General features: G+C 69.7%; 7 protein-coding genes and 1 pseudogene. 3 read left to right on the top strand and 5 right to left on the bottom strand.

Annotation, left to right across the window (positions count from 1 at the left end; all coding sequences use genetic code 11):
- The 5 genes from FUT87_RS22765 to FUT87_RS22745 all read right to left on the bottom strand — a co-directional run.
- The coding region (locus tag FUT87_RS22765) for a 2-oxoglutarate-dependent dioxygenase (RefSeq protein ID WP_147242483.1) at nt 1–599 on the bottom strand (599 nt) is incomplete at its 3' end.
- A gap of 53 nt (nt 600–652) precedes the next feature.
- On the bottom strand, nt 653–1,438 hold the full coding sequence (yaaA, locus tag FUT87_RS22760; protein WP_147242482.1) for a peroxide stress protein YaaA: 786 nt from the start codon (nt 1,436–1,438) through the stop codon (nt 653–655).
- 120 nt (nt 1,439–1,558) lie between these two features.
- Nucleotides 1,559–2,911, bottom strand: a complete 1,353-nt coding sequence (locus tag FUT87_RS22755; RefSeq protein ID WP_147242481.1) for a TolC family outer membrane protein — start codon at nt 2,909–2,911, stop codon at nt 1,559–1,561.
- 256 nt (nt 2,912–3,167) lie between these two features.
- Nucleotides 3,168–3,821: a protein-L-isoaspartate O-methyltransferase gene (locus tag FUT87_RS22750; protein ID WP_091733731.1), complete on the bottom strand. Its 654-nt coding sequence runs from the start codon at nt 3,819–3,821 to the stop codon at nt 3,168–3,170.
- A gap of 48 nt (nt 3,822–3,869) precedes the next feature.
- A complete protein-coding gene (locus tag FUT87_RS22745; protein ID WP_147242480.1) occupies nt 3,870–4,565 on the bottom strand; it encodes a TetR/AcrR family transcriptional regulator in 696 nt (231 codons plus the stop codon).
- A gap of 264 nt (nt 4,566–4,829) precedes the next feature.
- Here FUT87_RS22745 and FUT87_RS22740 point away from each other — a divergent pair.
- The 3 genes and pseudogenes from FUT87_RS22740 to FUT87_RS31035 all read left to right on the top strand — a co-directional run.
- Nucleotides 4,830–5,655: pseudogene (locus tag FUT87_RS22740) on the top strand (undecaprenyl-diphosphate phosphatase).
- A 113-nt stretch (nt 5,656–5,768) separates the two neighbouring features.
- Nucleotides 5,769–6,587 (top strand): type I methionyl aminopeptidase, encoded by an 819-nt coding sequence (gene map, locus FUT87_RS22735; RefSeq protein WP_091733726.1) that lies wholly within the window; start codon nt 5,769–5,771, stop codon nt 6,585–6,587.
- A 16-nt stretch (nt 6,588–6,603) separates the two neighbouring features.
- The coding region (locus tag FUT87_RS31035) for a nucleotidyltransferase domain-containing protein (RefSeq protein ID WP_255511972.1) at nt 6,604–6,957 on the top strand (354 nt) is incomplete at its 3' end.

Here is a 6,957-nt window from a genome sequence, read left to right as displayed (position 1 = left end):
CGCGGGTCGAAGTAGTCGTAGTGCGGCTGGTATTCGGCGCCGACGCGATAACGCAGCACCTGCAGGCCCTCGCCGTTGCGCAGCGGCCAGTTCAGCAGCGTCGCGATGCGGCGCTCGATGCGGGCGACGACCTCGTTCTCGCCGCGCTCGAAGAACATGCCCTCGCTGGTGCGCGCCGAGTTCACTTCGCTGCCCTCGCGCTGCGCCGCCACCGTCTCCGAGCGCGCCAGCCGGGCACCCGCCGAGGCGACCATCGCGTCGCATTCCTGGGCGCTCAGCAGGTTGCCGAACACGATCACCCGTGGCCGCTGCAGCGCCATCAGGATCTCGACGCGGTGGCCGTCGGGCAGCAGCACGCTGCGCTGGTCGGTCAGGTCCGGTTCGGGCAGCGAGCCCGGCTCGATCGCCGGCTCGGGCAGCTCCGGCAGCGTCAGCGGCGGCTCGAAGGGGCGGTGCTCGGCCAGCGCCTGCTGCGCCATGTCGGGCTGCCAGCCGCTGGTCAGCATGGCCTGGTACAGCGCCTCGCGTGTGATGCCGTTGCGCAACTGCGCGGCCACCCAGTCGCGCAGTTCGGGCGTGAGGTATTGCGAATTGCTCATGGCCGCAACGGTATCAAACTGATCGGTGTCTGCCTGTATCCCGGTGTGCCAGCTCAGTCGGCGACGCGGCGGCGGAACACCAGCCGGTCCGGCTCGCTGGCCTCGGGCGCGTAGGCGTAGCCGTCGACCGCGAAATCCTGCAGCCCCGCCGGCGTGCCGATCCGGTGCTGGATCGCATACCGGGCCATCAGGCCGCGCGCGCGCTTGGCGAAGAAGCTGATGATCTTGTAGCGGCCGCCTTTCCAGTCCTCGAACTGGCACTCGATGACCCGCGGCTTCAGCACCTTGCGGGCGGCGGCCTTGAAGTACTCCTGCGAGGCCAGGTTCACGATCACCGGCGCCGACAGCTGCGCGCACTGCGCGTTCAGGTGTTCGGCGATGGTGTCGCCCCAGAAGGCATAGAGGTTGCCGCCGCGCTCGTTCTTCAGCGCGGTGCCCATCTCGAGCCGGTAGGGCTGCAGCCGGTCCAGCGGCCGCAGCACGCCGTAGAGCCCCGAGAGGATCGCCAGGTGGCGCTGCGCCCACTGCAGATCGTCGACCGACAGCGTCGCGGCCTGCAGGCCGTCGTAGACGTCGCCATTGAAGGCGAGCACGGCGGGCTTGCTGTTCCTGTCGGTGAAGCGCGTCGACCACGCGTGGTAGCGGGCCACGTTCAAGGTCGCGAGCGCCTCGGAGATGTCCATCAGGCCGCCGATGTCAGCCGCCGTCTTGGTCTTGAGGACCCCGATCAGCTCGGCCGCCTGGGACACGAAGTGGGGACGACCCGCCAACGCGGCCAGCGCCTCGGGCGTGGGGGTGTCGTAGTCCAGGGACTTCGCGGGGGAGATCACATACAGCATGGGGGCGGATTGTCGCGCGTCCGGGGCGCAAGACCTGTCACCAGGCCGCCGGATGAACGAAGGCCGCCCTGGGGCGGCCTTCATCGGTGGTTCGCGACGCCTTGCGACGTCCCGCGACGCTCAGCGGGCGAGCAAGGCGTTGATCGCGGTCACGTCCTCGGGGCGCAGTTGGCCGGACGCCTGGCGCAGCTTGAGGCTATTCACCAGCACGTCATAACGGGCCTTGGCCAGGTCGCGCTGCGTCGTGTAGAGCTGGGTCTGGGCGTTCAGCACGTCCAGGTTGACCCGCACGCCGACCTTGTAGCCCAGCTGGGTCGCCTCCAGCGCCAGCTTCGACGAAGCCTCGGCCGCCTCGTAGGCCTTCACCTGCGCCTGCAGCGACTGCACGCCGAAGAACGCGCGCTTGGTGCCTTCCTCGACGCTGCGGCGGGCGAAATCCAGGTCGTTGCGGGACTTCTCCTCCAGCGCGACCGTCTCCTTGATGCGGTTGGTGATCGCGCCACCGCTGTAGATCGGCATGTTCAGCGCGACGCCGACCGACGCGTTCTTGAGGTTGCCGGTGTACTGCACGCCCTCGCCGGTGGAGCGCTGCACGCCGAGCTGCGCGGTCAGGTCGACCGTGGGCAGGCGCGCGCCCTTGGCGCGCTCGATCTCGTAGCGGGCGATGTCCAGGCCCAGTTGGGCCTTGCGGATCGCCGGATGACCGCCTTCGGCCTGGCTGACCCACGGATCGACCGTCGACGGCGCCACCGGCGGCAGCACCACCGGCACGGCCAGCGGCCGCGGCTCGACGCCGACACGCCCCACCAGTTGGTCCAGCGTGACGCGCTTGACGCGCAGGTCGTTGTCGGCAGCCAGTTCCTGGGCGGTCGCCAGGTCGTAGCGGGCCTGCGCCTCGCGGGTGTCGGTGATGGTCGCGGTGCCGACCTCGAAGTTGCGCTTGGCCGAGGCCAGCTGCTCCGCGATCGCGGCCTTGTTGGCGCTCGAGGTCGAGAGCGTGTCCTTGGCCGCCAGCACGTCGAAATACGCCTGCGCGACGCGGACGATCAGGTCCTGCTCCGCCGTGGCGAGATCCGACTCGGCCACGTCGACGCCCAGTCGGGCCTGGTCGATCGAGCCCTGGTTGGGACGGTTGAAGACGGCGTACTTGGCGTTCAGGCCGGCATTGGTGACGGTGTTGCCGAAGCGGTCGCGCTGCACGCCGCTGCCGGGCGGGTCGAATTCCGAGCGCGTCGAGCTGACGCCCACGCCGACCGAGGGACGCGCCAGCGCCAGCGCCTGGCCGTAGCGGTATTGCGCCGATTCCGCCGTCGCCCGCGCCGCCAGGTAGGTGGCGTCGTAGGCGCGGGCCGCGTCGTACAGCTCTTGCAGGCTCTGCGCCTGGGCCGCCCCGGCCATCAGCGCGAGCGCCGCGGCCAGGAGCGAGACCCGCGGCAGGCGGGAGATCGGAGACGTACGGCGTTCAGCGGCCATGAGGCTTCCTCGTGTCGATGTGATGTTCTTCGGAGCGATCCAACTGCGGACCGGCCGCGGACGTGCCGCGGCCGGTATCCAGGTCCAGGGCACCCGCCGGTCGATCGCCGCCGACCCGGCTCCGGTGCCGGGCGAGGTTATAGATCACCTCGCCCCCCTGTCTCGAAAGAAATGCGACGACTTGCAGTCTTCGCACCCCGTGACGGCAATAACGCGCGATGGGCTGCCAGCGCCCCGCCCGCCGCGCGCCTTCCGCTCAGAACGTGAAATGCGATCCGGTGTCGAAACCGTCCAGGCGCTGGACGACGGTCTCGAACAGGTTCTTCGTCGTGAACTCGCGCTCGCCGGTGCGCGTGATGATGCGCGCGCTCATCGCGGGCTCGTCGCCGACGATCACGCCCATGCGGCCGCCGATCTTGAGCTGGTCCAGCAGCGCCTGCGGCGCCTGGGGCACCGAGCCGGACAGCAGGATCACGTCGAACGGCGCCTCGCCGGGCAGGCCCTTGACGCCGTCGCCCTCGACCACCGTCACGTTCAGCACGCCATTGCGGCGCAGCGCGTCGCGGGCGGCGCCGGCCAGCGCGGCGTCCTTCTCGACGCTGAAGACCTGCTGCGCCTTGTGGCCCAGCAGCGCGGCCATGTAGCCGCTGCCGGTGCCGATCTCGAGCACCTTCTCGTGGCGCTCGATCTGCAGCTCCTGCATCCAGCGGGCCTCGACCCGCGGGGGCAGCATCTTCTGGCCATTGGCCAGCGGCAGCTCGACGTCGGTGAAGGCCACGTTGCGGTAGGCGGCGGGCACGAAGTCCTCGCGCTTGACCACGGCCAGCAGGGCCAGCACCGAGGGATCCAGCACATCCCACGGGCGGATCTGCTGTTCGATCATGTTGAAGCGGGCTTGTTCGAAGTTCATGTTCAGTCCTCTGGCGGCCCCCTTGGCGCGCCGAATGCGGGCGGTATTCTAGGCGGGCGACCGGGGTGGGGCCGGATGGCGCGGGCGGTTGAGGAGTCCCTCGAACATCAGCTCGAGCTGCAGCGACAGCACCTGCTCCGGCGTGCACTTGTGGTCGTGGGTCACGCCGGCCGCGCCGATCGAGTGCTCATGCAGCACCAGGTGCAGCATCGGCCCGATCAGCACCATCACCGCCGCGTCCGGATCGACCTCCCGGAACTCGCCCGAGGCGACGCCGCGGCGCACCACCTCGGCCAGCAGCTCGCAACAGGGATCGATGACCTCGTCGTTGTAGAACGCGGCCAGCTCCGGGAAGTTGCGGGCCTCGCTCATCATGATCTTGTGGATGCCGCCGGCCGGCGTCCGGCCCAGGCGCTCCCACCAGGTCCACAGCATCCAGGTCAGCAGCTCCGCCATCGAGCCCTGGTGCTTGGCGAGCTCGGAAATCCCCTCCGCGATCTTGCTGCCGAGGGCCTCGCGCACCACCGCCTTGAAGAGCTCCTCCTTGGAGGGGAAGTAGAGGTAGAGCGTGCCCTTGGAAACCCCCGCCTTGGCGGCCACTTCCTCCGAACGGGTGGCGGCGAAGCCCTTCTCGACGAACAGCGACAGCGCGGCTTCGAGCAACTCCTGCGGGCGCGCCTCCTTGCGCCGCTGTCGGGCGGAGGACGGCGCGGGGCTGTCGGTCTTGGCGGAAGCGCGAGGCATGGGGGGATGGAGGACTGCTAACTGACTAACCGGTCAGTAATGTAGCGGCGCGCTTTCAGCCCGGTCAAGCCGGCAGTACCCGCCGCGCGGGGCGTCCCCTGGCCAGGCGACGCCCCGCATGACGACGTGGCGGCACCGTCACGCGCCCCTCACGCCGGAGCGCCCACATCGATGCTGCGCTGCGGCAAACCCTTCCCGAGCCAGGGCTATGATCCGCGCCGACCGCCTCCGGACCCGAGCGAGGCGGCATTCTGGAGTCGTAGTTTGGACACTGTGCTGCTGATCAAGGCCGCGATCATGGGGATCGTGGAGGGCCTGACCGAATTCCTGCCGATCTCGTCGACCGGCCACCTGATCCTCACGGGCGCGCTGCTGGGCGGCTTCGAGGATGCGCGGGGCAAGGTCTTCGACATCGCGATCCAGACCGGCGCGATCCTGGCCGTGATCATCGTCTACTGGCAGCGCCTGCGCGACACGGCCGCCGGACTGGGCAGCGCGCCGCGCGCGCCGCTTCGTCCTCAACGTCGCGATCGGCTTCCTGCCGGCGGTGGTCCTGGGCCTGCTGTTCGGCAAGGCGATCAAGGAACACCTGTTCACCCCGGTCGTCGTGGCCAGCACCTTCATCATCGGCGGCGTGATCATCCTGTGGGCGGAACGCCGCCAGCAAAGCGCCGTGCGCATCCACGAGGTCGACGACATGAGCCCGCTGGACGCGCTCAAGGTCGGCCTGGTGCAGTGCCTGGCGATGGTGCCGGGCACCAGCCGCTCGGGCGCGACCATCATCGGCGGCATGCTGCTGGGCCTGTCGCGCAAGGCGGCGACCGATTTCAGCTTCTTCCTGGCGATCCCGACGCTGATCGGCGCTGGCCTGTACAGCCTCTACAAGGAGCGCTCGGTGCTGTCGACCGGCGACATCCCGCTGTTCGCGGTCGGCCTGTTCTTCTCCTTCGTCAGCGCCTGGATCTGCGTGCGCTGGCTGCTGCGCTACATCGCCAGCCACAGCTTCGTGCCCTTCGCCTGGTACCGGATCGCCTTCGGCATCGTGGTGCTGGTCACCGCCTACACCGGCCTGATCGTCTGGGCCGAGTGAGCGCCGCCCGGCCCGGCACGCCGCGAAGCTGACGCCCCGATGACGCGTTCCCCCGGATGGGGAACGCGTCCACCCCTGCGGGGGGATGGCCGAACGCCTAAAATGCCGGCCTTATGACCATCACGATCAAGACCGGCGCCGACATCGACGCCATGCGCATCGCCGGCCGTCTGGCGTCCGAGGTGCTGGACATGCTGACCCCGCACGTCAAGCCGGGCGTCACCACCGACCACCTCGACAAGCTGGCCCACGACTACATCGTGAATGTCCAGCAAGGCATCCCCGCCCCGCTGAACTACCAGCCGCCGGGCTACACGCCGTACCCGAAGTCGATCTGCACCTCGATCAACCACCAGGTCTGCCACGGCATTCCCAACGACCGCCCGCTGAAGAACGGCGACATCGTGAACATCGACGTCACCGTCATCAAGGACGGCTGGCACGGCGACACCAGCCGCATGTTCGTCGTCGGCGAGGGCTCGATCGCGGCCAAGCGGCTGTGCTCCTTCACCTACGACGCGATGTGGAAGGGCATCCAGAAGGTCAAGCCGGGCGCGCGCCTGGGCGACATCGGCCATGCGATCCAGACCTTCGCCGAGAATGCCGGCTTCAGCGTCGTGCGCGAGTTCTGCGGCCATGGCATCGGCCAGAAGTTCCACGAGGAGCCCCAGGTGCTGCACTACGGCCGCCCGGGCACGCTCGAGGAACTGGTGCCGGGCATGGTCTTCACCATCGAGCCGATGATCAATGCCGGCCGGCGCGAGATCCGCGAGATGGGCGACGGCTGGACCATCGTCACCAAGGACCGCTCGCTGTCGGCGCAGTGGGAGCACACGGTGCTGGTCACCGAGACCGGCTTCGAGATCCTGACGCAGTCGGCCGGCACGCCGCCGCCGCCGGCCTTCGTCGCGCCGCAGGCCGTCCCGGCCTGATCGCGGCGGACCGCGCATGAACGCCAGGACGCCGGGCGAGGCCGGCGCATCGCCGGCCGCGGCGCCCTCCGACGCCGCCCCGCTGACCGTCGCCGACCTGCGCCAGCGCTTCAAGGCCGGCAAGCAGCAGCAGCTGGAGGACTTCGCGGCCGCCAAGGCCAGCGTCGCCGCCGCCACGCGGCTGATGCGCCTGCTGGCCCGGCATGTCGACGGCACGCTGCAGGCGCTCTGGACGCATTCCGGCATCGCCGCCGCGGCGCCGGAGGCCGCGCTGGTCGCCGTCGGCGGCTACGGCCGCGGCGAGCTGTTCCCGCATTCGGACGTCGACGTGCTGGTGCTGCTGCCCGATGCGCTGCCCGGCGGCCTGACG

This window comes from Mitsuaria sp. TWR114 (assembly GCF_007997345.1).
The sequence above is the reverse complement of the archived record's forward strand: the minus strand, read 5'-3'. Positions and strand labels throughout refer to the sequence as shown.

Excerpts from the sequence above, each read along its gene's own strand:
- yaaA (WP_147242482.1), bottom strand. The coding sequence starts at position 1,438 with ATGCTGTATGTGATCTCCCCCGCGAAGTCCCTGGACTACGACACCCCC.
- FUT87_RS22755 (WP_147242481.1), bottom strand. The coding sequence starts at position 2,911 with ATGGCCGCTGAACGCCGTACGTCTCCGATCTCCCGCCTGCCGCGGGTC.
- FUT87_RS22750 (WP_091733731.1), bottom strand. The coding sequence starts at position 3,821 with ATGAACTTCGAACAAGCCCGCTTCAACATGATCGAACAGCAGATCCGC.
- FUT87_RS22745 (WP_147242480.1), bottom strand. The coding sequence starts at position 4,565 with ATGCCTCGCGCTTCCGCCAAGACCGACAGCCCCGCGCCGTCCTCCGCC.
- map (WP_091733726.1), top strand. The coding sequence starts at position 5,769 with ATGACCATCACGATCAAGACCGGCGCCGACATCGACGCCATGCGCATC.